Origin of the sequence: Cryptosporangium sp. NPDC048952 (genome assembly GCF_043197895.1) — a bacterium.
GTDB lineage: Bacteria > Actinomycetota > Actinomycetes > Mycobacteriales > Cryptosporangiaceae > Cryptosporangium.
On record NZ_JBICTY010000016.1, the window covers coordinates 1 to 24,873 of the forward strand.

Genomic DNA, 24,873 nt, shown 5'->3' on the forward strand with positions numbered 1-24,873 from the left:
CCGACCGCCGAGGTCGTCCAGTTCACCGAATCCAGCCGCGCGTTCGCCACCACCCGCGACTCAGCGACCACCGCCGACTTGACGAAGGCCGACCCCGTCGCGGCCGACGCGATCGCGCAGGTCGTCACCGTCGCCGCCACCACGCACAAATGCAGAAACGTGAGCCGGTCGACCACCGCGGCGAGCGGCACCGAGCACAACGCGAGGAACTGAAGGACATCGGCGACGATGAGCGCCGTGCGTTTCTCGCCGCGCTCGATTATCGCTCCCAGCGGCAGCGAGAGCAGCGCGCTGGCGATCGATCCGATCACCGCGAGCAGCGACACCTGCAGCGGACCGGCGTGCAGGACGACGATCGCGACGAGCGGAAGGGCGCCCGCGCCGAGCGCCGAACCGGCCGCGCTGACCGTGTAGGACTGCCAGAACCGAGTGAACGAACGCCCGAGTCCCCGGCCAGCGGCCCTGCCGTCGGTTCGTGTGCCGCAGGGGGTTCGCGAGCGAATCATGCGCGTGAGCGCCGCCGGAAGTCAGAACAGCGCATCCTGATCCAGCGCATCCTGCGGCTGCCGTCCTGCATCGCTGCGAGCGACCAGCTGTGTGATCGTCGGAGCCCGCTCCGGCCATATTTTTTCGACCAGCGCCGGGAGCAGCAGCCCAGCGGCCACCGCGTCCCACAGCGCCCGATGCGGCTGCCCACCAGGCACCGCGTCCCGGACGGCCGAGCCAAGGTCGAGCGCGTCGACGACGTGCTCCAGCCCCAGCGGTCCGGGCAGGCCCTCGGCGCGGGACAGGCGCAGGGTGTCGATCAGGCCGGCAGCCCGCAGACCCGGGATGCGCCGCGAGAGCAGTCTCCAGTCGACGCCCACGTTGTGCCCGACGATCCACCGGCCGTCGAGCATGCCAGCGACGAGGTCGGCAGTTGAGTCCCAGCGGGGCGCGGCCGCCAGCGTGGTATCGGTGAGCCCTGGAGAGATCCAGGGACGTCGGGGCACCGGCCGGTCGGGGTTGACCACCGTGCTGTAGGCCTCGGCCAGGTTCGGCGCCGGGCCGCTGAAGGGAACGGCGGCGATCTCCAGGATCGCCTCACTCGCGCCGTCCTGGGCTCCGGTTCCCTCGAGATCGACGGCGGCCAGCGGTTCGGCATGCCACGGCAGGTACTCGATTTCGGCATCCTTCCCGGCGATTACCGCGTCGCGGCCCTGCTCGATGTATTCCCGCTGGTGATCGAGGATCCGGTCACGCGGCCGTCGACCGGTCAGCTGAAGACCGGCAGCACTAGGAGGAACGCGGGTCCCAGCCTTTATGAAGGTCGCGGCCAGGTGATGACCAGGCGGCTATGCGGCCGGTCCAGCACGTAGCCCTCGGGCAGTCGCGACCGCGGGGCGCCAGCGGGGTGCACATTGATCCGGGCCGGGGGCAGGTGGCGTTGCTCGCGGTCCCAGTCCTGGTGCGCTCCCGCGAGAGCGGCAGCGAGCGGCTCCGCGTTCGGGCCGTGGGCGTATACGCCGATCTCTGCTCCGTCCGGCGAGCCTTCATCGCGCCAGGCGCGGTAAGCAAAGCTGGTGCCGTCAGTGACCGCCGGTGTCCCGAGAGCCGCCCAGGTCGGCTCGACCACACCGGCCTCCACAGCCTCCCGATCGGCACTCAGCACACAGAACTGGGGCAGCTGCGTAGCCAGCCACAGACCCAGATGCTCCATGTACGGCTCGTCGCGACCGGTCATGACGCCCGTCCACCGTTCGACCCGCGGCATGGCCAACGCCGCGTCCAGCGCGGCAGCGTCGGCCTGCTGACCGGGATCAGTGTCCAGACGGACCTGACCGCCGTGCAGTGAAACAATCGAGGAGTCCGGTGCTCCGGCGCCCTGCATCGGCACGAAACCGCAGACCTCGTAGTCGTCGCTGACCAAGACGCCCTCGGTGAGCGTGAAGGCGACCGCGCGGCTGACCCCGCGCATCGTCAGCGGCACTACCAACCGGCCGCCGTCGGTCAGCTGTTCGCGCCAGGCTGGCGGAATGTCGGTCGTTTGTACGGTCACGATGATCCGGTCGTATTGGGCGGCGTCCGGAGCTCCGTACTCGCCGTCCGCGCAATGAACCGCGACGTCGTCGTAACCGGCCGCAGTGAGGCACGACCGAGCGCGCTCCGCCACAACCGGATCGATGTCCACCGACGTCACGCGCCCGGCAGGACCGGCCAGTCGTGCCAGCAGGGCCGCGTTGTATCCGCCTGACCCGATCTCGAGACAACGGTCACCTGGCCGCACTTGCAGCTGGGTCAGCATCATCGCAACGATTCCCGCTGCCGACACCGACGAGTATGCCCTGCCGTCCGCGCCGCGGCGGGTGACCACCGCATGATGCGGCCGGTAGGCCTCCTCCAGCGACGTCCCCGGGAGGAACAGGTGACGCGGCACCACCATCATGGCGGCTTCCACCGCCGGATCGAGCCGGCTCCCCACCTCCGTGCGCCACGCGATCAACGCGGACACCATCTGCATTCGCAGGTCGTCCGGAGAGGCGGTCCGCGGTCCGCTCCCCTCGCCCGTCAGCGTCGGCATTGCCACACTTCCTTCCCAGCCCACCGGCTCCAACGTCGCTGCTGCGCGGGCATCGCTCCACCAGGGCAGTATTCCGTGGCCACCCGCTGCCGTGCAGCCCCGCCACACCACCAGCGACTCGAACGGCAGTAGTCAGTCTCGGCGGTCCGAATCAGATGGGGGCCCGCCGGTTAGTCCGGCGAATATCGGGATACCCGCCGCAGCGATCGAGAAGCGGCGTCCCGCCGCGGCGAACGCACTTCCCGCCCTCACCCAGTCCGCCAGCGCCACCAGGGCAGCGGCTTCAGCGTCGCGGCCCTCGTCGACGAGGGCCGCAGACAGCACGGCGATTGCGGCGTACGTCTCCTCGCACTGTTCCTCGCCACCGGCGAATACCGTCGCCAACGCCTGGAGGGCAACCGCCGCAATCTGCTGGTCGTCCGGCGCCGGGGGTCGAGCTGGGTCTGGTGCTTCCGTCATTGGGTTCTCCGCATCCGTCGATCCGACTCGTCGATGTCCCTACGCGGTCCCGGCTCCGTGCACTCGCCCGGCTCCGCCAAGCACCCGGCCACGCGGTGAGGGCCGACCCGCGGGACGGGCGTTCACGCCAGCCGGCCTCCGTCTGGTGATGACGACGGCAGCCGCTACCAAGCGGCCACCGATCGTCTGTCGCAGGTCAGCCGGAGCCTGCGGGACCTGGTCCGGCCGGCTTGCGCCCGAGAGCGCCGTAGCAGGACACCGCCGCCGGTGACGGCGGTGTCTCAGCGTCGGGCTCGGGACGCCAGTCGGCGACCGACACGACTCCCGGGTGGATCATGTCGAGACCGTCCAGGAACCCAGCGACCTCATCGGAGGTCCGGAAGTGCGCGGGCGCGGTCGTCCGAGCCAGGGAGCGGGACGCCTCGGCCGTCGCCTCGTCCATGAAGTCGGTCGTGATGTGCGAGATCGCCAGGTAGCTGCCCGGAGCGAGCGCCGCGAGATACTCCCGGACCCGGTCGTGCGGCTGATCGGCGTCTTCGAGAAAGTGCAGTATTGCGATCAGCAGTAGCGCCACTGGTTCGCGAAGATCGAGGACCTCGTGCAGCTCCGGTGCGCCGAGAATCCGGCTCGGTTCGCGGACATCAGCGGCGAGATAGGCCGTGGCGCCCTCCGGGGTGCCCTGCAGTAGCGCCCTCGCGTGGACGAGCACGATCGGGTCGTTGTCCACGAAGACGATCCGGGCCGCCGGGTTGATGGCCTGGGCCACTTCGTGGACGTTCGGTGCGGTGGGCAGACCGGCACCAATGTCGATGAACTGCCGGACTCCGGCCTCCCGCGCCAGGTAGGTCACGACACGCCGGAGGAAGGCGCGGTTCTGCCGGGCGGTGGTGCGGATCGTCGGGAAGACCTTCTCGACTTCGTCGGCCGAGTGACGGTCGGCGGCGAAGTTGTCTTTGCCGCCCAGCCAGTAGTCATAGCGTCGCGCCGGATGCGCCACGGACGTGTCGATCCCTTGAAGTCCGTTCCCTGAACCTGCGGGAATTCCGGCCGCAGAATTGCTCATCGCGCGCCTCCATCGGTAAGACGCTGCACCTTCGGAGACAGCGCCGCCGGACAGGACGGCGAAGCGACCGGCAGAAGCCCAGGTGCCGCGTTGTCGTCCGAGCGCGTAGCGACATCGGCGGCCCGCGTCGCCGCTGGCACCGGAGTGGCCTGTCCGCCTGACGGCTTCACCATTCCGACGCCGCCGTAGATACGGATCGTTCGAGGCCCGCCCTGGACTGCATCGGGTCGCCAATCGCTGACCGGCAGCAGGCCCGTCGTCGTCCCCTGCACTTCGGGGCAGGCGGACGCTTCGTGGTCGGTAGCGGCAACGGCTGGCACGAAATCCCAGCCGTCTACCAGAGCGGACACGTCGGCCGGGCTGCGCAGCACCAGTGACGCACCTGCCGACTCGTACAGACCGCAGGCAGCCACTGCTTGCGCGAACGTCAGACCTTCTGATGTGGCATGGGCGAGCACGAGGAAACAGCCTGGCGCCAGCGCCGCGCCGTAGGCGGCGAGCAGCGCCGCCGGGTCGTTCCAGTCGGGCACGAACTGCAGCACTCCAGCGGCGATCAGCCCGACCGGCTCCCTGAGGTCCAGCACCTCACTGGCCCGGCCGAGCACCTCGTCGACGCTGCGCAGGTCGGCCTCGACCACTCCGGCCTCCCGCACGCCGCCCACGGCGCGCCGGATATACGCGGTCACGACCGGATCGGCATCGACGTAGACGGCCCGGCAGAACGGATCGAGGCTGGGCGCGAGTTCGTGGACGCTGCCGCCGGCCGGGAGGCCGGAGCCTAGATCGACGAACTGCCGTATTCCGCGCGAACGCAGGTAGGCCACCGCCCGGTGGACGAAGGCGCGGGCGGCCCACACGTCGACCCGCGCATCCGGCATCACCTGCACGAGCTGCCGGGCGAAAGCCCGATCCGCGCCGAAGTTACAGGCACCGCCCAGCAGGTAGTCCTGCACTCGCGCTGCATGCGGCAGGTGCCGGTCGGTGGGCCCCAGCTCGGCCAGGGGCGGACAACCGTCAGGAAAGGCACTGGTCAACAGGGTCCCGCCGCCGGTCCCGAGTGGCGCCAGCGGGCGCGCCGACATCGCATCCCAACGAGCCGCGTTGTCGCGCGTGCCACTGCCCGTTGCGGCCAGCGCGGACGGCAACGGTTGGATCTGCCGCAGCGGTCCGGCTTTGATCTCCGGGCGGCCGGATACCGTCGGGCTGGTGAACAGCGTCGTCATCACGGGCGCCGCCTCGGTCGTCGGCCCTGCGCTCCGGCAGGCAGGGACCGCAGCGGTGGGCGCCGCAGCGGAGTCATCGCTTGGTTCGGTTGCGGCGCGACGGTGATCGCAGCCGCGTAGGGCACGAACCCGTGACGCGTGTAGAACGGCACACTGCGCGGGCTGGCCGCACTAAGACAGGCCGGTTCGTCGCGCCGATCCAACTCGGCCAGCCGATGAGCCAAAAGCGCGCTGCCCGGACCCTGATTCTGCTGACCGGTGCGCGTCGCGAGCATCACCAGGTGGTGATGATCGGCCAGGTGGACCCCCGCGAGCGCATCGTCGAGCAGTTCGAAGCGGTCAGTCCAGACACCCGCGGCAGCCCGTCGCCGCGCCGCGTAGTTCGCGGGCTCGCTCGGCGAGGCGGGTGTCAACCACGCGGCCACCGCGGCCGGAGCGTGGGAGCCGTCGATGACCTGGACCACCCCGTGCCGCAGGGCATGGTCAATAAGAATGCTGAAGTAGTCCAGCAGCACGAAGGTGCGGTCGGTGTCGTCCTCGACCAGCCACTCGTTGACCGGCAACGGCAGGAAGGCCTCCACAACCAGAGCGGCCAGGGCGTCCGCCTCACCCCGGTAGGCGATCCGGGGCGTCGCGGCCTTCGCCGGTGAGGGGCGTGGCCCCGTCATCGGGTCTCTCCGGTCCACCCGGCGCCGCGGTCTTCTCCGGCGGAGCGGCTTCGGCCGGCCCGCCCGTCGCTATCGGCACGCGGCCCGGTGGCGGCGCGGCGCGGCGCGTGATCGACGGCCGGACCGAGCCCGATCCGCGCGTAGATGTCCGGGCGGCGGCTGCGCAGAATCACCGCCCACACTCCACCTGCCACGATCGCGACCAGATACAGCCCGGGCAGCCACCGCAGCGGATCATCGGCAGGCACCCCGAGAAGCCGATCGAAGTGCACCACCGCCAGCACCAGCACGGCCCCCAACGTGAACGCCGAGACCACCGGTGCGACGAAGGCAACCAGCCAATGCGTGTCGGCCCGGCCCTCCACCGCGAAGTACCGCACGATCGCCACCGAGGCCAGCACCAGCAGGATCAGTACGCCGAAGCCGCCGAGGGAGCCGGCGTAGAAAAACAGGTGCACCAGCGGATCGAGATCGAGCACCGCGGCGACCAGCAGGACCAGCAGACCGAAGCCGCTGACGGCCAGCGAGGCCGCGGCGGGGCCGTTGGACCGCGCGTGGATCTGCCCGAGCCGGGCCGGGAGCAGGCCCTCCCGGCCCGGGGCGAACACGTAGCGGGTCGAGGCGTTGTGGAAGGCGACCAGCGCGGCGAGAACACCGGTGGCGAACAGCACCTGCGCGCCGGTCACGGCCGCCGCTGACAGCGTGCCGGACAGCAGCACGAAGATCGTGTCGGCGCCGTGCTGCCGGGTGAACCCGACGACCTGCCCCGGTCCGGCTGCCTCGGCGATCGCCCAGCCGGCCACCGCGTAGAGCAGCGCGAACACTCCCAGCGTGAGGAACGTGGCCCGCAGCACCGTGCGTTTGCGGTCGCGTACTTCCTCGGCGTACACCGCTGTCGTCTCGAACCCGACGAACGCGGTGACTGCGACGATCGCGAGCGCCGCGGTACCCGGATCGGCCAGCCGCGCCGGCGACCACCCCGCCCACGACAGATCTCCGTCCGCCGGGTCAGTCAGTCCGACCGCCACCAGGACCAGCACCACCAGCAACTCGGCCACCACCAGGGCGGCGAGGATCCGGCTGGACATCTCCACCCGCAGCACGCTCAGCAGCACCGAGACCGCCAGCCCCGCGAACGCGTAGATCCACCACGGCAGGTCCGCGCTGGTGTGCGACTCGACCAGGGCGCTCACCGCGGCCCCCACCCCGCCGATCGACGCGGCCACGAACGCCAGATACGACGCCTGCGCGATCAGCAGCGCCACGACCCCGGCCGACCGGCCGAGTCCGTGGGTGATGTAGGCGTAGAACGCACCGCTGTGCGGAATCCGCTGAGCCATCGCGCAGTACCCGACAGCGAAGACCGCCAGCAACACCCCGACGCCGACGAACGCGATCGGAATACCCGTCTGCCCGGTCACCGCATACGCAGCCGGCAGCGCCCCCGCCGCCGTGGTCAACGGCGCCATAGCGCTGCCCACAAAGCCGCTCACCTGCCGCACACCCAACCGCCGCGCCGCCAGCGCCGCAGCCGGCGAAGACCCCGCCCCGAGGCCCTGATCCCGTAAAACGGACATGACGAACCGTCGCTCCTTACCCGGTGAATTGTTCGAAGCACGACGCGCCTGAACGCGCGCCTCTGCTTACGTCTCCGTCACGCCGTCGGGCGGCGCGACGTCACTCCGCAAATGCTCGCTAGTGGGTTCGCGAGTAGACGCGTTTGCTCAGCAGCACCCGCACACCGCTGATGACCCCGGTCAAATGCTCCGGCAGGTCTTCCGCGTGCGCGCGCAGCGCACCGACTGCCTTCTCCGACGCGGCTGGAAGGATCACCCGGCCGAGCCCGGCGGCGACCAGCAGTCCCGCCAGCAGCCGGTCGTGCCCCTCCAACGCCGCATCAGTGTCGACCGCGTACGCGATGCGATTCGCGGGCCAGTCAGCGTCCGTCAGCGTGACCGGCTGATACTTGACCCTGGCCGAGCGCCGATTAATCGCTCGAAGTTGACCGTCGGCCACCAGCCGCTGAGCGATCAACTCCCGCAGCGGCGGGTCATCGACCTTCCCGACCGCGTCCAGCCAGTCCTCCACCCGGCGCAACGCATCAGCGTCGGCCAACGTCACCGCGATCAACCTGTGCGCCAGCGGATCCCACATCGGTCCCTCATCGGTCACCCGGACCTCTCCGCCGTCCACCACCACCTTGCGGGCCAACGCAAGGTCGGCCAACAAGCCACCCGCCAACAAAATCCCCAGCGGCTCGCGCGGATCCACACGGGCCCGGTCCTCGCGGAAGTCGTGCGCCGTCAGATACAGCTCGTCCGCGACCGACCGACGTGACGCTCCCCCGCCGCCAGCCGCGGATCCGCTAGCCGCCACGGCAGTCGCTCCTCCACTCTCCCCAGATGCGGTCCAGAAGCTCGCCGGCGCCGGAACGCCCCGCACCGCCATCCCGGGCACCGCCATCGTCGGCTCCTCGACGACCCGTCGCACAGTCCGCGGAACTGCGGGAGCGCCGTTCCCGACGGCGGGCGGCCACCGGCCAGCAGGTGAAGGATCAGGGTGCCACGTCATCGGATACCACCTCCGCTGAAAATGAACTGGACTCGATCTCTCCCCGCGCTTGCGCCTCAAGGACCTCCTTCGCCCAGACGCGCTGCGCGCACGGCCACGCCGGCGGGACAATCAGATGCACCGCCGAACAACAAACCAGCTGACCTTCAATCTGGGTCGGGGTATGAAGCTCCAGCTGCGCACGCGCGTCCGCCACGTCCTCTGCGGTGAATCGGCGCTCGGACATCAGCGCCCTTCACCGAGGCCGCCGCGGCAAACAACGACGCTTCCGCCGCGGAAATGAGCGACCTGCGCAATGGCCACGCGCGTGGAGGCGGCACGCCCGGGAAAGACTGCCGCCTCCACGCCCCTACCTCCCGTCGACCGGCGAGGCGGCCAACAGGAGCCCTCGGATGAAGCAGCGGCGCCCAGCGAACGAGGGATCACGGACGTGCTCCTATCCGTTGGAGGAACAGGCGCAACGGGACCGTGTTTACACAAGGGACTGCTGCGTCTGAGCTGCACTCTGCCGCCACCGCCCCTGACAGACCCCGGAGGCGGTGGGGAGTCGAACAGCGACCGATCAAACATTGCGTGACCGCCGCTGTACCGACAGCATGGTGTCCCGGGGCCATTTCGCTCAAGGGCGGATCGCCCCTCAGACAAGTCAGCTTGAGACGGCATCGTGCGCCGGTCACAATGACCCAGACACGATGACGCCCGCTTCGTGTCCCCCGGGAGGTCAGCGTGACCGAATCGGTCACTGAGCCAGATCGAACAATGGGCGCTACGGACCCCGTACTCGCTCGTTTCCTCTTGCGAGGGCTCATCCAGCGATTCGTTCGCGAAGACGGACGCGGCTATCACGCCCAGTGCACCGAGGCCGGTGTGTCGCATCGGACGTGGAAGCGCTGGGTGGCTCTCGATGTCATCCCCGGGGTGCCCCAAATCCGCGCCATCATCAAGGTCTGCGGCTACGACGAAGACCACGACCTGTCCCGGCAGTTGCTCAGGCTCGCCCAGGATGCGCGACGACATAATGTCGTTAGCCAGGCCGAGTGGCTGAGCAGCACTGCATTCGATCTGTACGTGGCAATCGAGCGGGTATCGCAGCTCATCAAGACCTATGAGTTCACGCTGATACCGGGGCTGCTGCAGACCAAGGAGTACGCCCGCGCCTACTTCCTGCAGGCAGGCCTGTCCGGGAACGAGTTGGAGCAGCGCGTCGACCTCCGGATGCAGCGCCAGGCCATTCTCACGCGCAAAGACGGTCCGGCCCGATTGGTCGCAATCGTGGACGAAGGGGCACTACATCGCGAGCCTCCCGGCGACGGCGTGATGCACGGCCAGCTCGCTCAGCTCTTGGAGCTGGGGACGCTCGACACCATTGAGCTACGTGTCATCCCATTCGCCAGCGGCCTGTACTCCACCAACGGGGACGGCTCGTTCGTTCTACTCACGAGCAAGGAGGTCGGCCTGGACATTGCCTATGTCGAAGGCGGGCCGAGCGCCAACTACTTTGAGACCCCCGAGGCCCTCCAGCGATACAACGCGGCATTCGAGCGACTCGCCCGGTGGAGCCTGGGACCGGAGGCGTCGGCGGATCTGATCCGCAGACGCCTCAGCAGCACTTAGCGTGACCCCTGATAGGAGGCAAGTTCCATGTCTAGCCACTCCGGCACTGAGGCGCCGGCCTACCGCAAGTCGAGCTTTTCCGGTGACCAGAACTGCGTTGAGGTAGCCACCAATATGGCCCAGGTGTACGTCCGGGACACGAAGGACCCGGACTGTGTCGAGCTGAAGCTGCCGCGACCCAGCTGGCTCGGCTTCCTGGCCGCGTGCCGCCGCGGCGAGTTCAATAGCTAGACCGCAAGGACGACGAGGGCGGCCGATCCCACCCATATTGGGATCGGCCGCCCCTCGCGTTCCCGGGCACGATCTGTATAGCCGTTCGCAGAGCCGACTGACAGGTCGTGCACCCAGTCAGCGCAAAATCATGTGCTAGGCCTCCGACACACCGACATGTCGGCGAATGGGTGGCGGCTCGCTACACGGATCGGCTTGAAGCCGCGAGGGCGCGAGGGCGCGAGGGCGGTCGTACGTGGGCACAGGACGCTGGGTCGCAGAGCTCGGTTAACCGTCTTCGTGACGTGAGCCGCCAGGTGTGAGGCTTGCATCCGCACCGACGTATGGGGTCGGGTGTGCGCTGATCCAGCTGCGGATCTGGTCGGCGACGCTCGCGAAGACGTCTTCCGGCGCAGGCTCGGCGTCGAAGCACCAGCCCGGCAAGGGCTGGTGCGGCGCCGGGTCGAGTCGGCCTCGAGGTATCAGATGGGTGTGCAGGTGGGGAACGGCATTGCCAAGGGTCTCGTAATTCATCTTGGCCGGGTCGGCCACAGCTGTGATCGCGGCGGCCAGGTGGGTGACTTCCAGCCAGTAGCCTGCCGCCTCGGCAGGAGCCAGGTCGGTGGGCTCGCATGCGTGCCCACGGTTCCAGAGCGCGACGGTGTAGCCGCGCATGTTGTTGCCTGCCCGCCACAGGATGCCGGTCACATATTCGCCCTCGAAGACCTTGAGGCCCCACGGCTGGTCATCCGAGGCTGCAATCAGCGCGCAATGCGGGCAGTCTTTGCCTGCCTTCCGCTCCTCCCAGTCGGGCCTCCACGGTTGCAGCAGGCCGGGATCGGCTGCAGGGGCCGCCGGGGTCGGCGGCGTGTCGGGGAGAGCCTGAGGCACCCGCGATCATCCTTCCTGGTGATGGTTCGGGTGGGACTGTTCGGATGTCTAGCAGGCTATCGGTTCGCGGGGCGCTCTTTGGCCCTAGGCAATGTTCAGAACTTGGCGGGCCGGTTGAGAACGCTCGCGGTGAGCTGGCGTTTCAGATCGACCCCGAGCGGCGCGAGTTCCTTTGGGGGGCGTGTGTCGGTGTTGGATGCTGCGATCGTGAGGCTGAGCAGGTGACACAGCCACGGGATGTCCGGCGTGGTGTAGCCGAGGAAGTCCTCTCCGCTGCTGCCGGTCAGGGGATCGGTGACCAGCGCGGCGGCCAGACTCTCGACGGCCCGCTCGTCCGTGGACGGCGTCAGCGTTATCGCCAGCAGCAACAGCGCGCGTTCGGCAGCCGTACGGCAGGCTCGGTAGCGGACCGGGTCACCGGCGAGGAATACGTGGGGGCTGCTGACCGCGTTGAGCAGCAGACGCGCCTTGAACACCGGCGAGTTCAGGTAGACCGGATCGGTGGGTACCGGCGGCGCGGCCAGCCCGTCAGCGGTGCGGAACCCCGAGAGCCCGAGTGCGTCGATCATCTCTGCGCGGGTGGCGTGCAGCTTGACCGCGTAGGCGACCTCGGTGTCTACGGTCAGGCCATGTTCGTGATGCAGCGCTTCGACTTTTCCGATGAGGGAGGTAAACATCGGGTGTGGCAGGGCAGCTTCGGTGACGTAGAGCAGGTCCAGATCCGACGCCCCGCCGGTGCGGGCCGAAGCGTGTGAGCCGTAGGCGAGGGCGAATACGGGCGCGTCGAGTGCGTTGAGCAGTCGCCCGGCGGCGGTGAACGGGGAGACATTGGCCGTCATCGTGTCCTCCAGCCAGTGCCGGCCAGATGTGCTTCTGGGGGCGTGGCCCAGAAGTCCAGCAGGCGCATCCCTACCGGGATGAGCACCTGACCGTCCTCACGGCGGTAGCGCTGGAGAAATGCTTCTACGATGTCCACGGGCACAGGGTCGTTCACCAGCGCGGGCAATGACTTCAGGTGCTGCTGGGCGAACCAGCGGCGCGCGGCATCCAGGTCCTCGGCGACCGCGACCCCGCCGTAGCGGCTCTCCCGCAGACGACCCCGACCGGCAGCCTCGGCCGCGTGCAGGACATCGCGGATCAGACCGAGGATGTAGCCGCGACCGCTCTCGGGGAACGGCGCGATGCGTTCCCACAGCTGGGTCACTAGGCGCTGTTCGGGGCTTTCTGCATCGAAGTGCACGATCAGCAGGTGACCGCCCGGAGCGACGAGCCCAAGCAGGTCTGACAGGAACCTACGTGCCGCTTGGCGCGCCGCGGGCAGGTCAGCGGTAGGGGTGACCCCGTCGGCGGTCAAGGTCTCGTAGAGGTCGCCGATCGGGTAGCTCAACGACCAGAACGCGCCGATCAGATCCGCTGACCCCGGCCGGATGGCCGCCAGCTCCGTCACCGCCGCCCGGGAGTCCTGGCATCTACTCTCGGCGTGCGGCAGCCGCCGGGCGAAGGCGTCGATCATCGCAGCGCTACTGTCCACGCCCAGGATCGTGCGAGCGTAGGGGGCGAGTACCTCAGTCAGGCGCCCGCTGCCGCACCCCAGATCGACGACATTCAGGCCGGTGGCGTGGCCGGGGCTGCCGTAGTGCTCACGCATCAGGTCGGCCACGATCTGGGCGTCAGTGCGCCCATCGAAAATATGCGGCAGCAGGGTCTGCTCGTACGCGCCGGCGGACTCGTACACCGCTCGGAAGCCGGTCGAACTCTCGAAGGCGGTCAGAGACACTGATGTCGTGGTCATCAGGCCAACGCTCCCGCGCCGAGGGGCACGATCTCGACGGCCATGCCCAGTTCTACGACGTGTTTGAGGACCCCGCTGATATGCGCCTGCTCGATACGCGGGTTGATCCCGACGAATCGCAGGGGACACAGCATGCCGCCACCGAAGTGACCGGGATCGGGCAGGGAGAACTGGTGCAGATGCCAGCGCCCCTCGGCGAGCATTCGCTCATGGATGGCGATGTTGACCGCGTTGAGGCGGGTCAGGTCAGCATCCTCTCGGCGGAAGCCGACCGGCAGGTAGACGAACGCGACGGCGGTCAAGTCTGGGTCGTGGAGTCGCAGCAGTCGGGGATGTGCGTCGACCGCGCCCGCGAAGGCCCGGGTGACCGCGAGTCGTTGGTCGACCATCGCGGCCAGGCCGCTACGACCGTGTGCGCGCATCATCATCCAGAGCTTTAGCGACGACCACGCCCGCGAGCCCAGGAATGGTGTGACCTGCCCGAACGCGAAGTCCTCCTGCATGATCAGGTCGGAGTAGCTGGAGATCATCCGCAGCGCCGCTGGGTCGCGGACCAGTAGCGCGCTGAGCGTGTACGGGACGTTGAGGACCTTGTGCGGATCGACGGTGACCGAATCGAAGCCGGTAATCCCGTCGATCAAATGGCGTCGCTGGTCGGTCAATGCGCACATCAGACCCCAGCAGGCGTCGGCATGCAGCCAGATCCCAGGGTCGGCGGCCCGCACGATCTGGAGCACCGCGTCCAGCCGCTCCACGGTCTGGGTCCGGCTGTCTCCGGCGTAGGCGACCACTGCCATGATCCGGCCAGCGTGCCGCCGCAGCGCCACAGCTAGGGCGGCCTGGTCGTAGCGCAGGCCGTCGGTGGGAACCTCGATGGTCTGGTTTCCGCAGCCGAGCCAGGGCAGCGCCGCCCGGATGCTGTAGTGCCCCAGGCCCTGCGGGACGACCACCCCGAAGCGTTCCGGGTCACTGACCCCGGCAGCCATACAGCCCGGCTCGGCGTTCTCCCGGGCGAGCATCATCGCCATCGCGTTGCTGGTCGTGCCCCCGGTGGTGGCCACGCCACCGACGGCCCACACGTCGCTGACCTGCTCGGCGGGTGGATTCCCGAACCCCAGAAGCGCCCGCAGCCAGCGCAGCACCGCGATCTCCACGAACGTGGCGCTGGGCGCGTCGAAGCTCTGATTGATCAGGTTCTGCTGAGTCAGCAACGCCAGCACGCCGCCCGCGAGCGCGGCCGGGTCGTCACCGGTGTCACCGAAGCCGAGGAAACGCGGGCTGGCCTCGTTCTTACACAACGGCAGCACGTCCCGCCCGAACTCGGCAATCACCTCGGTCAGCGGGGTCGAAGACTCGGCCAGGTCCACGAGTAGCCGCCGCCGGATCGCGGCCGGTTCCTGCCGGTCACCGTAGATCTCCTCCCGACCTTTGAACCGCAGCCCGGCCCGCACGAGGCCGGTCAGCAGCTCAGCGAACCCGTCCGGATCCACACCAGTGTGCGTAGGCACCGGCCCAATGTGAGTGGGTGTCATCTGTCCCTCCAGCGGTTGACGGTCGAGCGTCGGGCTGACCCGGGAGCACCTCGTTCGTGTCCCCGTTCGAGGCACGAGAATCCTGGACCGGCTCGTCCCCGGTGAAGGGCCGCTACTGCCTAGCGGCTGCCACCGGTAGGCCGCGACGGCCTACCCGGCGCCGCCGCCACTCTGTCGAAGGCCCGTCGCGGTAGCGTCAATGCAGCGATTCCTCGACGGAGGGCGTCATCGTGATCGGCACACAGATCGCACGGCTGCGTCACGCCAAAGGCCTGACCCAGGAAGCCTTGGCCGAAGCCGCCGGGGTGTCAGTCGATGTCGTCCGCCGACTGGAACAGGGCCAACGCGACACTGCGCGGATCAGCTCACTCAAAGCCATCGCGGCGGCCCTCGGCAGCGACCTCGCGCTCATCTTCACACCCAAGAACCGACAGGGCAGCATCACCCAGTCGTCCGTCGACTCCGGCGGCGCCTCCGATCTTCCGCGACGGGACATACTGCGGCTAATCGCCCTGGCGACCGCCGCACTAGGCATCGACCCCGACCGGCTCTCCGCACACGCCGACAGAGCCGAGGACCACGCGAGTCTCGCCCAGCTAGCCACCGTCAATAAGGCGCTCTGGTCGGCCTTCAGCCAGGCCACAAACAAGGCCGCCGCCGGCCCGGCCGTCGACGCGCATCTCGACCGGCTCACGACCGCCCTAGGACGGCCTCAGCAGGTCCAGGCGCGCCAAGAGATCTACGCGTTGACCGCTGACGCCTTCCAACTCGCGGGAGAGATCGCCTTCGACAGCGACCGCTACAACGAGGCAGCCCACTGCTACACCCTCGCTGCCACCGCCGCCCGCGAGGGCGACGCCGCCGACCTCTGGGCCTGCGCCCTGACCCGGCACGCCTACCTGAGCATCTACGAACGCCAATTCACCACAGCCGTCCCGCTCCTGCGACTGGCCGCACAACGCGCACAAACCGGCGACAGTCGACTCGCCACCCGCCACTGGGTCGCCGCCGTCACCGCGCAAGCCCTCGCCGGAACCAGAGACCGCGCCGGGTGCGACCGCGCACTGGTTGCCGCCGAACGCGTCCACGAACTCGACCTCACCGCTGCGATTAACGGCGGCTGGCTGCGCTTCGACGGCACCCGGCTGTCCGAAGACCGTGCCGCCTGCTACCTGCAACTCGGCCGACCCACTGACGCCGAACCGCTGCTGACCCAGATGCTGCACGACAACCCCACCGGCCGCCGCCGAGGCATCGCGCTGGCCGACCTCGCTCTCGTCGGCGCCCAACGCCGCGACCCGTTGCGCGTGGTCACCTTCGGATCGGCATCACTCGACCACTACCGCCACACCGGCTCGTCCGTCGTCGGCCGGCGCCTTCAGCAACTCCGCCCGCACCTGATACCAATGCGCAGCGACCCCCACATCCGGAACCTCGACGCCGAACTCCGCGCCTTGCCCGCGACCGCTGTCTAGATCACGCCCGACCGAAGGAGACGTTTCTGTGTCTGACGAGGCAGGCCGCATCTTCCGCAACGCCTGGATTGCTGGAGTGAAGCGCCACTACCCGGGCGAACCAAAACCCGGATACGTCGCAGCCTGGGAAGACACGCCTGACTGGGAACGCGCCAGCGCATCAGCCGTCCACCGCCACGTCATTGAACTGCTTCAGGCCAGCGACGGAGCCGCTCGTCTACTCACACGCGAGCAGAAAGGCCAGTACGTCGCGGTGTGCTGGGTCGCACAAATCTATCGGCACTTCCGTGACCCCAAACCGGCCTACGTCGCGCCATGGAATCAGATGCCGAGGTGGCAGCAAGAAACCGACGCCGACATCTTCGAACACATCGAGAGCATGCTTCCGCCTCGGGGCAATTGAACTCAGCCGAGTGCAGCTACTGTCTATCCACCCCACGGGCGGTGAGCCCGTCCGGGCGGGACTCGCAGGCGCTGCGGCCCTACTCCGCGGTACCGGCCGTGGCGCAGGCACTAGCCCGCAGCGAAGCGATCACCGATCTGGAGAGCCCCTGATGCGCTGGACTATTCACGGCGAACGTGACCTCTACCGCGATCAGTGGGTTCATGTCGTGAGTGCCGACGTTCAGCTGCCCGACGGCCGTCACCTCGATCACCGCATCGTGCGCACTCACGCCAACGGTGCTGGTCTCGTTCTCGTACGCGACCGGCTGGCGGGCTCACGGCCCAATCCGCTACATGCTTTCCACGCATCCATCGCCCGGCCTCGTCCAGTCCGAACATCACATCTTCCGCGCAGACGACGCCACGTACATCGGACCACCTGAGGACAGCCACGAGAGCGATCGTGTCGAATGGGTGCCGCTCGCCGAAATTCGTCCCCTCATCAGCAAACAGGAAATCACAGCGGGAACGACGCTGGTTGCGCTCTTGCACGTGCTGTCCGACAGCTAGAGATGCTGTCGCGGCGACTCCTGGCGGACCCGGCGATGGGTCTTCCCCGAAGTCACATCGGGCGAACGGTACCGATGCGCCGGCGGATGTGGCGGCCGAGGATGAGCTGCACGAGCATCGGGACCAGTCCGGTCGCCAGGATCGGCGCCCACTTCCCCGCGCTCAGTTCCCCCGCTCCGGCCGCGCCGAGCGCGGCGACCGCGATGCCCGCGATCCAACCGACGGCGAGCACAGCAACGGCGATCAGCTGCACGCGCAAAACCCGCTGATGCCGCGCTCGATCCCACCGTCCCAACACCCCGCTCACCGCGACCAGCAGCACACCCGCCGCGCATCCGGCCAACGCCAGGGCGTATCCGGCCTCGGCGTATCGAGGCGCGCCGAACATCCCGGTCAGCGCGTTACCACCCGCGCACAGCAGGAACAGCGCGAACGCCGCGGCAACGCCGACAACGCCCCACGGCACCCAGCCGGGCGGACGCCCGGTCGGGGTCGGGCCGGCCGTGCTCATGTCGTCAGCCTCCAGGCGGTCGTGTCGCCGTCGGTGATACTGCCATCGGAGGTGTACTCGCTGGTCGCTTTCGGCCACCGTCCCTCCGGAAACGGCACGCTGTCGTAGAGGCGTTGCCGCAGGTCCTTGAAGCTGGCCAGGGCCGTGCCGCCGAGGAACGCCCACAGGACACCGATCGCGAGACTGACGCCGGCGATGACTTTCGTCCACGAGGCCAGCGACGCGATGGCCGCCGGAACGGCGCCCACCAGAGTGCCGGCCGCCACGGCCTCGGCGGTCAGCTCGATCACCAGCGTGACGATCAGACCCAGGACCGTGACCCACAGCGTGATGATGGCGACCGCGACCTTGGTCAGGATGTCGTCGATCTCGTCGGAGACGGTCTTGATCCAGGTCAGCGCCTCCTTCTGCGGACCGAGAGTGTCCTTATAGGCGTCGGCCGCCTGGCCGTGCCAGTAGTTGTCGATTCCCAGGGCGTTCGCGGTGGCGCGGCCGGCCTGTTTGCTCACCGTGCCGCCGATCGGTGGCCCCGACCAGTCGTTGCCGTGCGCCCACAGCGTCCAGGGCACACCGGGGCTCGTGACCAGCTGCACCATCTCCGTCCAGAACCCGTCCCACAGCTTCTTGATCTTGGCGAGCAGCGCCTCCGCGTCGTCCTTGAACGGCCCGAGGAACGGATAGACCCGGGCGACCTCGGCGAAGATCTCCCGCCCCTTCCGGTCGGCCTCCTCGAGCTTGCGTTCGACCTTGTGGAGCAGGTCCCGGAAGTCCGGGTCACTCATCGGTGCCGCGCCGACCATCGGAGTGCTCCCCTCTGTGGACGGTCAGTAGATGTTGCGCATCTGGTGCGCACTGCTGCGGTCGTCTTCCTCGTAGCCGTCCGCAGCCTGGCGCAACGCGGCCCCGAGCGCGTCGAACTCGTCGCTGCCCTGCCGCAGCAACGCGGCGATCCGACGCTGGATCTCTCCGTAGACCTCAGGCAGGCCGACCAGGTCACCGACGTAGCTGAACTGGACGCTGCTCAGGTCCAGCCGGTCGACGACGCGCGCCGCGCCGGCGAGCGCATCACTCATCTCGTCCCAGGTCGAGGCGTCGCCTCGCATGGCCGCCAGCGCCACCCTGACCTCGTCCGGGGTGGGAGCCACCGCAGTCCTTTCGTCGCGTCTATCCGGTCGAACGGCTCAGCCGAGGCCGCGGCGCAGGTCGGCGATCAGCGCGTCCACGTCCGCGGTCAAGGCCCGCAGGTCGCGCGCCGCCGGTGCGGCCGCCCACGCCGCGCTACTCGCCCGGTCAGCAGCGGCGTACGCGTCCGCGAACGCCTCCCGCAGCGCCCCGGCGATCGGCCTCGCCTCGGCCCGGTCGAGCCACCGGTTGTCGAACCGGATCTCCACGACCTGCGAGCCGCGCAGCACGACCTCGGCGTGGGCTCCGCGAGACACCCCGACCACATCGGTGTTCGCGGCACGCGACAGCGCCCGGGTCAGCGCGTCCATCTCCCGATCGGCGTCCTCGATGAGCCGCAGCAGAACGTGGACGTAGTCCGGGCCGGTCACATCCCCCCGCACGCCATCGCGCCGGTGCGCGGGCACACACTCGGCCGTGGAGTGACCTACAGGCCGGTCGGTGGTCGCCCGGTCCGGGACGGCGAGACTCGCGGCCCAAGCCGCCAACCATCTGTGGTGGCCGTCCACGACCGCGCCGCCCACTGCGGCCGCCAACCCCGCAGGCCCGAGCACACGTCGCCAGGAGACCGAGCACTCCACGTCGGTCACTCGTGCGCGCACGTCGAGAGCGACGCGGATCAAGCCGGTGTCGTCGGCTCCCATGACCGCACCGGGCTGCGGGAGCGCACGCGCCGCGCGGCGCGTCAGTGCCTCGGCCTCATCGAGTAGTCCCGCGAAGGCCGCCGCGAACCGATCCGTGCTGTCGCCGTGCCTCATCGTCGCTCCTCGGTTCCGGGCGTGTTCTCAGAGGGCACGGACGACGAACGAACATGGTTCACGATACGCGCCCATAAGGCTGCCCTCCGTGAGATAGACGGTCTCCCGCGGGAAATCGCAACCACGTCTCAGGTCGCGGCCGGTCGCGCATCGAGGACCTCAAACCGTTGCGACCATCTGTCGTCTCTGATCAGCGGACTCGCTGTAGCGCACGGCAGAGGCCTTGAACGTGACCCCATCATCGGCATCCGTGCTCACTATGGCACAGCCGGGAGCCAATGACTCAAAACACCTGATTGAGGACGAATCCCAGCATCAGCGCCGCGACGAACGAGCCGACGCTCCAGAGAAACAGCCGCCACAGTCCAAGTCAACGCCGTACCGCCTCATCAATTTCAGCGCTACGTAGCCATTGCAGAGCAGTACAGCGTCAGCGCGATACGCCGAGGCGTCTGGCCGCTCGCGCCGGCAGCTGCACGGATGCGGCCGGTAGTTCCCCGCGCGAGACTCATAGCGGCGGTTCGGCCGGGTCGATGCGTAGCTGCGGGAAGGTTCCGGTCAGGTTCAGGACGCGGGAGACGATGCGCGAGGGCCGGTTGACGACCAGCTGGGTACCGGCCGCCGTGAGGCCGACCAGGACACCGGCGGCAGCAGCGCTGAAAAAACCCACCGAGTGCAGATCGAGGTAGATCGTCGGGCGGTTTCCGTCTGCGGCTGCCTCTGCAATCGCGTCGGCCAGCCGGTCGCGCAGCCAGGCAAGGCTCAGCACGTCGATCTCTCCCAGGATCTGCAGGACTGCGCGGTGCGCCTCGACGTCCACACGGGTATAGGCCGCGAGCAGAAGATCTCCGTTCATGGCGTTGATCTGGTCGTAGGTGTGCCCGGGCGGCAAGCGAATGCCCTCCGGGGGCGTGGGGAGGTCGAGGTGGTGTTCGGTCATCGCGGGCGGCTCTGTTCTCAGGCATCTGTAATCGACGACAATGGACGGCAGTTCCCCTCCGGCCGGGCTTGACGCGATGTGCTCGCCGGGCGTGATGGGACACGTGCTGACCGGTGCGGACCCTCGGCTGGATCGGCGTGATCGGCTACGCCCAGCCGACGACGCTTGTACCGCTCGCGCACTCCGATGGTACACATGTGCTAGGTGGGCCGAACGGTGTCTGACGAGTCGAAACGCAGGGCAGAATCACCCAGCACCGTCTGGGCGCGGTTCTCGTCGGCAGAGATGCGTCATTCCGCCAGCACGTCGTCAATGTCCACGCTGACTTCGACGGGCTGAAGACCGGTCAGTTCACGTACTCGATCGGTCACGGCTCGCCTGATGCGCTCGGCCAGGTCGTTGAGATCCAGGCCGTAGCTGGCGGCTACGGTGATGCGGAGCGCAGTGCTGATGCCGCTGACGCCGGCAATCACCTCCGGCTCCGGCGTCTCGGCCGGATCGGCGCCCCGACTGGAGGTCAACGCGGCTCGGACGCCGGGCACCTGTTCCGTGACGACTCTGGCGGTGACTGCCACCACCCGGTCGGCGATACGCGTCTCGCCCTGCTGGGCCGGCAAGACGCCCCAGGAGGTGTGCACGCTGATTCCGCGGATCTGCCGAAGAACGTCCGCGACGATGCTATCCGGTGCGCGGACCTGCTGATCGGCGAGTTCGTGCACCGGCGCCCACAAGCGTCCGTACTCCGCGAGCGCCGCCTGGCAATGCGGGCAAGTCTCCTGGTGTGCCGTACGGTCCGCGCCACGACCGGTGGCCACCTGCTCGATCAGCTCGTCGATGTCGGCGCCGCACGGCAGCCGGTCGCCGCTCATCGCCAGCCCTGCAGCTGCTCGGTCAAAAGCCGCCTGGCCCGAGCCAGGCGGCCACGAACCGTGGCCTCCGGCACATCGAGGATGGCGGCAACCTCCTGATACGAGAGGTCTTCCATCTGGCACAGGACGAAAACGCTTCGTTGATCCGCCGGCAGCGCGGCGATGGCCCGAGTGGTCGCTTCGGCCCGGAGCCGCGCGATCACCGTCTCGTCGGTGCCGGAAAGTGCGGGCAGCTGATGGTCGTCAGGGAGTTCGGCGGTGTCTCGATGGCGCCGACGATGGTTGAGGCACCGGTTGACCACGATCCGGTAGAGCCAGGTCGTGAACGTCGATCCACCGAGGAACCCGGCCAGTGAAGACCACACCTGGATGAAGACGTCCTGGGTGACGTCCTGGGCGTCCTCGGGGTCGCCGAGAATACGCAACGCGATGCGATAGGCGCGTAAACGGTGGCGACGCACCAGCGACTCGTAGGCTTCGAGGTCGCCGCCGCGCGCCTTGCCGATCAACCAGTCGTCGGCTGCGGCGTCTTCCTCAGCGCCGGAGCCCGCGCGGCCGACGAGCCCGCTACCGGAACGAGACGAATGGGTCACGCCGCGCCCGGCCCGTGCGCACGAGATCCAGTGCCCTTCGGGCACGCCGATGCCCGAGGTGCGTTGCAACCTCCGCGATGCGGGGACGTCATCGGATCGGGACCACCGGTGAGCTTCGGGAACAAGGAGCGGATACCGCCAGGACTCGGTCTGTGATGGGCACGGCGGACGGCTCCGAGACCGCGCACGACGACCCTGGGTACCCCGTTCACGGGCCCGGAATCGTCGCACGATAGCCGACGTTACGCGGCACGGGCGGCCGGCGGCCCGATCGGTACCGATCTTCCGGTGGCGGAGCCGGTACCTGGGCCGCCGACCGACCGGTCAGCGTGCCGAGCTGTCGTTCGGGTCGTCGAGCTCGATCCGTTCCTTCCGGACGTCTCCGGTGACCGTCTCGGTGTCGGTGACGGTCTCGGTGCCGACGCGAACCCGCTCCACCGGAACGGCTTCCGTGGTCACCACAGGTTTTTCGGCGTGGAGGATGATCTCGTGTTCGGCCTCGGTGATCTCCTCCCCGGAGAGGGCGGGCTCGCGGTTGGCGTCGGTGATCGGCTCCCGCTCGAGGCGGACCTCCTCGTGGCTGACCGGGACCTCGACCTGCTCGGTCTCGGTGACCACGTGCTTACGCAGGCGTACCCGCCCGGTCTCCACGGTCTCGGTACCGGTCCGCAACCGCTCTTCGGAGCGCGTCATCGCACCCGGGTCGGCGGCGGCGACCTGGTCACGTGCGTCACGCTCGGTGGTGTAGCGCTCTTCGGAGTGCTGACCGGGCAGCGTTGCGTCCGGGCCGAGGCCGTAGTACCGGTAAAGCTCGGCCTCCTGCTCCGGTGTGATGCTCCGGCCGTCCGGCTCGATGTTCGGAGCGTCCTTGACGACCTTCTTGTCCAACGGCACGGCCAGACCATCCGGATGAGGCTGCGCCTGCGCCAGCGGCACGAACGTCTGCTTGGTACCGAATAGCCCCGTGGTGACCGTCACCCACTCCGGCTGACCTGTTCTGTCGTCGGAGTAGAACGTTCCGATCGAGCCGATCTTGTCGCCGTCGGCACCGTAGACGCCGTCGCCGGTCAGCTGGTTGATCTGTTCAGTGCTGAACATCTCGCGCTCCTTGTCCTGGGAGATCCGCGCGGCAGGGCGCCGCGCAGAGGACGACGAACTCGCTCACTGGGTTCGGTGCACGCCGCTACCCGAACTCCCGGCCCGCTCGTCAGACGCATACCGGTTGGCTTGGTTGATCGCCTGGGACGCCTGGGCCCGGACGGGCGGAGCATTCCGGGCGGCGTCGGCGATCCGCGGCTTCTCGTCGTCATAGGTCGCCGCGACCCGCTCCCAGCGGGTGGACATCGTCTTGATGCCGCCCCCACCGACGGCGACCACGACCACACCGACGATCGCCGCGAGCACGGCATAGAGGACCGCGTTGACCACCGTCTCGGCGATGTGCAGCTGACCCAGCGCGGCAATCACGCCCAACGCGACGATGACCGCGGAGGCCGCGTTGGCCAGCACCCGGCCGTAGGAGAGACCGCCCAGACTGTTCTGGATCAGCCCCTTGACGCCGGCCGCCACCGCCGCGGCGATCACCACGATCACGATCGCGACGAAGACGAGCGGAAGGTAGGCGATGACCGCCCTCAAGTAGTCGCTGATCGGGTTCGCGCCGAAGACACCGAACGCGGTGGAGAGCACGAACAGCATGATCGTGTAGAACACGAGTTTGCCGAGGATCCCGGCCGCGTCGTACTGGCTGTGCGCCAGTGCCTTCTTGACGCCGCCTCGTTCAACGAGTCTGTCGAAACCCACTCTCTGTAGCACTCTCGCCAGGATCTTGGCGATGATCTTGGCCACGAAATAGCCGACCACGAGGATCAGCAGAAAGACCACGAATTTGGGGACGAACGTCGCGATATTGGTCCAGGCGCTATCGAGCCCGGAACCGATGTCGATAGCCTGCGCCATTCCGGTCCTTTCGAAGGACATGGTGAAGGAGCCCATCGGTGGGCGTACCGATGGGACGGTGAACCGGCATTTCAGAGAGCGGCGGGCGCGACCGCCGCTCGGGACGCCCTACTCCGCGTCGGAAGCAGGGATCGTCTCGTCGATGTCATCGGGCAGGTGGACGTCAGCCACCGCGATGTTGACCTCCATGACACGAAAGCCCGTCATGGTCTCCACCGACCGAATGACGTTCTTCCGGATCGCGTCGGCCAGTTCAGGTATCACGACGCCGTAGTCGACGACGACATCGAGTTCGATCGTGGTGTGCCGATCGTCCACATCGATCGACACGCCTTGTGTCGCGCTGGGAGACGACGTTCCGGGAATCCGATCCCGGAGCGCGCCGAACGCCCGCGCGGCACCTCCGCCCAGTGCGTGGACACCAGGCACCTCCGCCGCCGAGACTCCGGCGATCTTCGCTACCACGGCGTCGGCGATCGAGGTCTTGCCCGACACCGTTCGCCCCTGCCCCTCGGACACCCCCTCGGCCCGCGGAGCGGGGACACTCTCCGCCGCCACAGGGGTGGGCTCGAGCTCATCGGCAGCGGAAGTGCTCATCGAAACCTCTCAGCTAGGCCCTGCGACGGCCGTTCTTTCCGGCCTACAAGAGGTAGGACCCGCTGGGCGGCCGGACGTCATGCCATACCCGGCACAGATTTAGTGACACACGTCACACGCCCTGCACGGCGTCGCGTCTGGGGTCGTCAGTGACGAGCAGGCCACCGCAGGCGCCATCGCACGTCGCTCCCGAGCGCTATCCCATGGCGTATCGCCCACCTCGAGCACGAGGACACGTTCAGGCGGCGACTCGTCCTCTGGATCGCGGGAGAACGCAGATCGGTCGGGTCGCTGTTCTGTCGCGCCACCTACTCGCGCCAGACGCGTCAGTTGCGTGCACCCAATCACCCCACGTTCGGGGCTGCTGCACGATTCCGTGACAGTTGTCAGGCGGCCTGTTCGGCGGCCTGGCTCATGATGGTTTCGTATTCGATAGGGGTCAACCGGCCGAG

General features: G+C 68.4%; 27 protein-coding genes and 1 pseudogene. 5 read left to right on the forward strand and 23 right to left on the reverse strand.

Going from position 1 to position 24,873, the window contains the following annotated elements:
* The 9 genes and pseudogenes from ACGFY5_RS44750 to ACGFY5_RS44790 all read right to left on the reverse strand — a co-directional run.
* A pseudogene (locus ACGFY5_RS44750) lies at positions 1-506 on the reverse strand (MFS transporter); the annotation flags it as partial.
* Between the two features lie 21 nt (positions 507-527).
* Positions 528-1,319 (reverse strand): 3'-5' exonuclease, encoded by a 792-nt coding sequence (locus ACGFY5_RS44755; protein ID WP_392731194.1) that lies wholly within the window; start codon positions 1,317-1,319, stop codon positions 528-530.
* Positions 1,301-2,560 (reverse strand): methyltransferase, FxLD system, encoded by a 1,260-nt coding sequence (fxlM, locus tag ACGFY5_RS44760; RefSeq protein ID WP_392731150.1) that lies wholly within the window; start codon positions 2,558-2,560, stop codon positions 1,301-1,303. Before fxlM ends, ACGFY5_RS44755 begins: the two co-directional genes overlap by 19 nt.
* Positions 2,561-2,692: 132 nt before the next feature.
* Positions 2,693-3,019, reverse strand: coding sequence for a hypothetical protein (locus tag ACGFY5_RS44765; RefSeq protein WP_392731151.1), 327 nt, complete (start codon positions 3,017-3,019; stop codon positions 2,693-2,695).
* A 196-nt stretch (positions 3,020-3,215) separates the two neighbouring features.
* Positions 3,216-4,082 carry an SAM-dependent methyltransferase gene (locus tag ACGFY5_RS44770; protein ID WP_392731153.1) on the reverse strand — a complete coding sequence of 289 codons (867 nt, stop codon included), beginning with the start codon at positions 4,080-4,082 and terminating at the stop codon, positions 3,216-3,218.
* On the reverse strand, positions 4,079-5,305 hold the full coding sequence (locus ACGFY5_RS44775; RefSeq protein ID WP_392731196.1) for an SAM-dependent methyltransferase: 1,227 nt from the start codon (positions 5,303-5,305) through the stop codon (positions 4,079-4,081). The genes ACGFY5_RS44770 and ACGFY5_RS44775 overlap by 4 nt, the downstream gene beginning before the upstream one ends.
* On the reverse strand, positions 5,305-5,973 hold the full coding sequence (locus tag ACGFY5_RS44780) for a GNAT family N-acetyltransferase (RefSeq protein WP_392731155.1): 669 nt from the start codon (positions 5,971-5,973) through the stop codon (positions 5,305-5,307). The genes ACGFY5_RS44775 and ACGFY5_RS44780 overlap by 1 nt, the downstream gene beginning before the upstream one ends.
* Positions 5,970-7,550: an APC family permease gene (locus tag ACGFY5_RS44785; RefSeq protein ID WP_392731157.1), complete on the reverse strand. Its 1,581-nt coding sequence runs from the start codon at positions 7,548-7,550 to the stop codon at positions 5,970-5,972. The genes ACGFY5_RS44780 and ACGFY5_RS44785 overlap by 4 nt, the downstream gene beginning before the upstream one ends.
* A 118-nt stretch (positions 7,551-7,668) precedes the next feature.
* Positions 7,669-8,544: a GPP34 family phosphoprotein gene (locus ACGFY5_RS44790; RefSeq protein ID WP_392731159.1), complete on the reverse strand. Its 876-nt coding sequence runs from the start codon at positions 8,542-8,544 to the stop codon at positions 7,669-7,671.
* A gap of 726 nt (positions 8,545-9,270) precedes the next feature.
* On the opposite strand from ACGFY5_RS44790, the gene ACGFY5_RS44795 reads away from it, so the two are divergent.
* Positions 9,271-10,158 carry a DUF5753 domain-containing protein gene (locus ACGFY5_RS44795; RefSeq protein ID WP_392731161.1) on the forward strand — a complete coding sequence of 296 codons (888 nt, stop codon included), beginning with the start codon at positions 9,271-9,273 and terminating at the stop codon, positions 10,156-10,158.
* Positions 10,159-10,185: 27 nt separating this feature from the next.
* A complete protein-coding gene (locus ACGFY5_RS44800) occupies positions 10,186-10,389 on the forward strand; it encodes a DUF397 domain-containing protein (RefSeq protein WP_392731163.1) in 204 nt (67 codons plus the stop codon).
* Positions 10,390-10,656: 267 nt separating this feature from the next.
* Here the strand turns inward: ACGFY5_RS44800 and ACGFY5_RS44805 are convergent, their stop codons facing one another.
* From ACGFY5_RS44805 to ACGFY5_RS44820, 4 genes are all read right to left on the reverse strand, one after another.
* Positions 10,657-11,259, reverse strand: coding sequence for an HIT family protein (locus tag ACGFY5_RS44805; RefSeq protein ID WP_392731165.1), 603 nt, complete (start codon positions 11,257-11,259; stop codon positions 10,657-10,659).
* A gap of 95 nt (positions 11,260-11,354) precedes the next feature.
* A complete protein-coding gene (locus ACGFY5_RS44810; protein WP_392731166.1) occupies positions 11,355-12,098 on the reverse strand; it encodes a hypothetical protein in 744 nt (247 codons plus the stop codon).
* On the reverse strand, positions 12,095-13,051 hold the full coding sequence (locus ACGFY5_RS44815) for a class I SAM-dependent DNA methyltransferase (RefSeq protein WP_392731168.1): 957 nt from the start codon (positions 13,049-13,051) through the stop codon (positions 12,095-12,097). The genes ACGFY5_RS44810 and ACGFY5_RS44815 overlap by 4 nt, the downstream gene beginning before the upstream one ends.
* Positions 13,051-14,559, reverse strand: a complete 1,509-nt coding sequence (locus tag ACGFY5_RS44820; protein WP_392731170.1) for a pyridoxal phosphate-dependent decarboxylase family protein — start codon at positions 14,557-14,559, stop codon at positions 13,051-13,053. Before ACGFY5_RS44820 ends, ACGFY5_RS44815 begins: the two co-directional genes overlap by 1 nt.
* A 254-nt stretch (positions 14,560-14,813) precedes the next feature.
* Here ACGFY5_RS44820 and ACGFY5_RS44825 point away from each other — a divergent pair, with 254 nt between their 5' ends.
* The 3 genes from ACGFY5_RS44825 to ACGFY5_RS44835 all read left to right on the forward strand — a co-directional run bounded on the left by ACGFY5_RS44825 (position 14,814) and on the right by ACGFY5_RS44835 (position 17,012).
* On the forward strand, positions 14,814-16,058 hold the full coding sequence (locus tag ACGFY5_RS44825) for a helix-turn-helix domain-containing protein (RefSeq protein ID WP_392731172.1): 1,245 nt from the start codon (positions 14,814-14,816) through the stop codon (positions 16,056-16,058).
* Between the two features lie 28 nt (positions 16,059-16,086).
* Positions 16,087-16,461, forward strand: a complete 375-nt coding sequence (locus tag ACGFY5_RS44830; RefSeq protein ID WP_392731173.1) for a hypothetical protein — start codon at positions 16,087-16,089, stop codon at positions 16,459-16,461.
* 212 nt (positions 16,462-16,673) lie between these two features.
* A complete protein-coding gene (locus ACGFY5_RS44835) occupies positions 16,674-17,012 on the forward strand; it encodes a hypothetical protein (RefSeq protein WP_392731174.1) in 339 nt (112 codons plus the stop codon).
* 52 nt (positions 17,013-17,064) lie between these two features.
* Here the strand turns inward: ACGFY5_RS44835 and ACGFY5_RS44840 are convergent, their stop codons facing one another.
* From ACGFY5_RS44840 to ACGFY5_RS44885, 10 genes are all read right to left on the reverse strand, one after another.
* Positions 17,065-17,523 (reverse strand): hypothetical protein, encoded by a 459-nt coding sequence (locus ACGFY5_RS44840; protein WP_392731176.1) that lies wholly within the window; start codon positions 17,521-17,523, stop codon positions 17,065-17,067.
* Entirely contained in the window at positions 17,520-18,323 is an 804-nt protein-coding gene (locus ACGFY5_RS44845) for a hypothetical protein (protein ID WP_392731178.1), read from the reverse strand. The genes ACGFY5_RS44840 and ACGFY5_RS44845 overlap by 4 nt, the downstream gene beginning before the upstream one ends.
* Positions 18,324-18,347: 24 nt before the next feature.
* Positions 18,348-18,668: a hypothetical protein gene (locus ACGFY5_RS44850; RefSeq protein WP_392731179.1), complete on the reverse strand. Its 321-nt coding sequence runs from the start codon at positions 18,666-18,668 to the stop codon at positions 18,348-18,350.
* 36 nt (positions 18,669-18,704) lie between these two features.
* On the reverse strand, positions 18,705-19,463 hold the full coding sequence (locus tag ACGFY5_RS44855) for a hypothetical protein (protein ID WP_392731181.1): 759 nt from the start codon (positions 19,461-19,463) through the stop codon (positions 18,705-18,707).
* A gap of 508 nt (positions 19,464-19,971) precedes the next feature.
* On the reverse strand, positions 19,972-20,403 hold the full coding sequence (locus ACGFY5_RS44860; protein WP_392731183.1) for an STAS domain-containing protein: 432 nt from the start codon (positions 20,401-20,403) through the stop codon (positions 19,972-19,974).
* A gap of 290 nt (positions 20,404-20,693) precedes the next feature.
* Positions 20,694-21,272 carry an Asp23/Gls24 family envelope stress response protein gene (locus ACGFY5_RS44865; protein ID WP_392731184.1) on the reverse strand — a complete coding sequence of 193 codons (579 nt, stop codon included), beginning with the start codon at positions 21,270-21,272 and terminating at the stop codon, positions 20,694-20,696.
* Complete coding sequence (locus ACGFY5_RS44870) at positions 21,269-21,934, reverse strand: RNA polymerase sigma factor (protein ID WP_392731186.1); 666 nt, start codon at positions 21,932-21,934, stop codon at positions 21,269-21,271. Before ACGFY5_RS44870 ends, ACGFY5_RS44865 begins: the two co-directional genes overlap by 4 nt.
* 255 nt (positions 21,935-22,189) lie before the next feature.
* Entirely contained in the window at positions 22,190-22,963 is a 774-nt protein-coding gene (locus tag ACGFY5_RS44875; protein WP_392731188.1) for a DUF2382 domain-containing protein, read from the reverse strand.
* A gap of 63 nt (positions 22,964-23,026) precedes the next feature.
* The gene (locus ACGFY5_RS44880) at positions 23,027-23,824 is read right to left on the reverse strand and encodes a hypothetical protein (protein ID WP_392731190.1); all 798 of its coding nucleotides are present in this window, start codon (positions 23,822-23,824) and stop codon (positions 23,027-23,029) included.
* Between the two features lie 108 nt (positions 23,825-23,932).
* Entirely contained in the window at positions 23,933-24,421 is a 489-nt protein-coding gene (locus ACGFY5_RS44885; RefSeq protein ID WP_392731192.1) for an Asp23/Gls24 family envelope stress response protein, read from the reverse strand.
* Between the last annotated feature and the right edge of the window lie 452 nt (positions 24,422-24,873).

What these genes read in the sequence shown, in the direction of transcription:
- fxlM (WP_392731150.1), bottom strand. Translation starts at nt 2,560, where the DNA reads ATGCCGACGCTGACGGGCGAGGGGAGCGGACCGCGGACCGCCTCTCCG.
- ACGFY5_RS44765 (WP_392731151.1), bottom strand. Translation starts at nt 3,019, where the DNA reads ATGACGGAAGCACCAGACCCAGCTCGACCCCCGGCGCCGGACGACCAG.
- ACGFY5_RS44770 (WP_392731153.1), bottom strand. Translation starts at nt 4,082, where the DNA reads ATGAGCAATTCTGCGGCCGGAATTCCCGCAGGTTCAGGGAACGGACTT.
- ACGFY5_RS44775 (WP_392731196.1), bottom strand. Translation starts at nt 5,305, where the DNA reads ATGACGACGCTGTTCACCAGCCCGACGGTATCCGGCCGCCCGGAGATC.
- ACGFY5_RS44780 (WP_392731155.1), bottom strand. Translation starts at nt 5,973, where the DNA reads ATGACGGGGCCACGCCCCTCACCGGCGAAGGCCGCGACGCCCCGGATC.
- ACGFY5_RS44785 (WP_392731157.1), bottom strand. Translation starts at nt 7,550, where the DNA reads ATGTCCGTTTTACGGGATCAGGGCCTCGGGGCGGGGTCTTCGCCGGCT.
- ACGFY5_RS44790 (WP_392731159.1), bottom strand. Translation starts at nt 8,544, where the DNA reads ATGACGTGGCACCCTGATCCTTCACCTGCTGGCCGGTGGCCGCCCGCC.
- ACGFY5_RS44800 (WP_392731163.1), top strand. Translation starts at nt 10,186, where the DNA reads ATGTCTAGCCACTCCGGCACTGAGGCGCCGGCCTACCGCAAGTCGAGC.
- ACGFY5_RS44810 (WP_392731166.1), bottom strand. Translation starts at nt 12,098, where the DNA reads ATGACGGCCAATGTCTCCCCGTTCACCGCCGCCGGGCGACTGCTCAAC.
- ACGFY5_RS44815 (WP_392731168.1), bottom strand. Translation starts at nt 13,051, where the DNA reads ATGACCACGACATCAGTGTCTCTGACCGCCTTCGAGAGTTCGACCGGC.
- ACGFY5_RS44840 (WP_392731176.1), bottom strand. Translation starts at nt 17,523, where the DNA reads ATGAGCACGGCCGGCCCGACCCCGACCGGGCGTCCGCCCGGCTGGGTG.
- ACGFY5_RS44845 (WP_392731178.1), bottom strand. Translation starts at nt 18,323, where the DNA reads ATGGTCGGCGCGGCACCGATGAGTGACCCGGACTTCCGGGACCTGCTC.
- ACGFY5_RS44855 (WP_392731181.1), bottom strand. Translation starts at nt 19,463, where the DNA reads ATGAGGCACGGCGACAGCACGGATCGGTTCGCGGCGGCCTTCGCGGGA.
- ACGFY5_RS44860 (WP_392731183.1), bottom strand. Translation starts at nt 20,403, where the DNA reads ATGACCGAACACCACCTCGACCTCCCCACGCCCCCGGAGGGCATTCGC.
- ACGFY5_RS44865 (WP_392731184.1), bottom strand. Translation starts at nt 21,272, where the DNA reads ATGAGCGGCGACCGGCTGCCGTGCGGCGCCGACATCGACGAGCTGATC.
- ACGFY5_RS44875 (WP_392731188.1), bottom strand. Translation starts at nt 22,963, where the DNA reads ATGTTCAGCACTGAACAGATCAACCAGCTGACCGGCGACGGCGTCTAC.
- ACGFY5_RS44880 (WP_392731190.1), bottom strand. Translation starts at nt 23,824, where the DNA reads ATGGCGCAGGCTATCGACATCGGTTCCGGGCTCGATAGCGCCTGGACC.
- ACGFY5_RS44885 (WP_392731192.1), bottom strand. Translation starts at nt 24,421, where the DNA reads ATGAGCACTTCCGCTGCCGATGAGCTCGAGCCCACCCCTGTGGCGGCG.